Genomic DNA, 955 nt, shown 5'->3' with positions numbered 1-955 from the left:
CGGTACAGGTGGTCGGCGGTGGTGATGATGCCCATGGGGCTCCTCCTTGGAAGGGGTGCTGGGGGCCTCATGCCCCCTGCGACGTGTCCAACCATACACATGCAACGGCGCCTGCACAACATCATCCGCGAGCGCGGATCGGCGCGCCCCTGGTGGTGACGCGGAGCGGGCGGGGACGTGTCGCGGTCCCCGGCGGCCGGCGGCAGCTCCATGGAGCCGGCAGCTCGTCTCCGCGACACGTCCCCCCCGTCCCCGCCGGCGCGAGGCCGGCGGGGACGGGTGCCGGTCAGCCGCGCGGGCTCACGTGGGCGGCGTGCGTGCGGCCCAGCGCCCAGTCGCCCAGGTGCCAGGCCAGCAGATCGTCGCGCTCGCGGACGGCCCAGGCGTCGAGGCTGTCCTCGGGGCCCATGGCCGGCCCGCCCGTGAGCAGGTCCAGGCACAGGCCGGCGTGGAGCCCCCACAAGGGGCCGGGGACGGCGCCGTCCGGGGTGCTCGGGGGCACCGGGCCGGCCATGTCGCGCGGACGAACGGCGAGCGTGTCCACCGGGGAGAGCGTGTCGGCCTTGTTGCTGGCGGAAGCGAAGATCACCCAGAGGTCGCGCACCAGGTAGATGCCGACGGCGTCGGTGCGCAGCTCCACGGTCTCGTAGGTGTCGTCGAGTTCGGCCAGGCGGGCCAGCAGGGTCTGGGTGCCGTGGAGCGAGAGCACTGCGAGCAGGGCCTCGTCGCCGGTGTCCGTGCGCGGGGCCGGGTCGGCGTAGGCGCGGGAGAAGCTCTCCCCTGCCGCGGAGTAGATCCGCAGGGAGCCGTCAGGCTGGAGGACCAGGCCCACGCCGCCGGCGTCGGGGTCCGTGTCCGTGGCGGCCGCGCGGGCGGCCTGGGAACCGACGTAGAGCGCGCGGGCGAGGGTGGCGGGGCGGTAGAGCAGCTGGGACATCAGGGGGCCTCATTGGCC

Annotated in this window: 1 protein-coding gene; it reads right to left on the bottom strand. The window is 75.0% G+C overall.

Annotated features, from left to right (window positions below; translation table 11 throughout):
* Window positions 1-286: 286 nt before the first annotated feature.
* Window positions 287-937: a hypothetical protein gene (locus tag J1M39_RS11320; protein ID WP_069941834.1), complete on the bottom strand. Its 651-nt coding sequence runs from the start codon at window positions 935-937 to the stop codon at window positions 287-289.
* Window positions 938-955 lie beyond the last annotated feature (18 nt).

It is taken from the genome of Micrococcus sp. KRD077 (genome assembly GCF_017168505.1).
Taxonomy (GTDB): domain Bacteria; phylum Actinomycetota; class Actinomycetes; order Actinomycetales; family Micrococcaceae; genus Micrococcus; species Micrococcus luteus.
Note: the sequence above shows the minus strand (reverse complement) of the source record. Positions and strands in the feature narration are given on the sequence as shown.

Excerpts from the sequence above, each read along its gene's own strand:
- J1M39_RS11320 (WP_069941834.1), bottom strand. The coding sequence starts at position 937 with ATGTCCCAGCTGCTCTACCGCCCCGCCACCCTCGCCCGCGCGCTCTAC.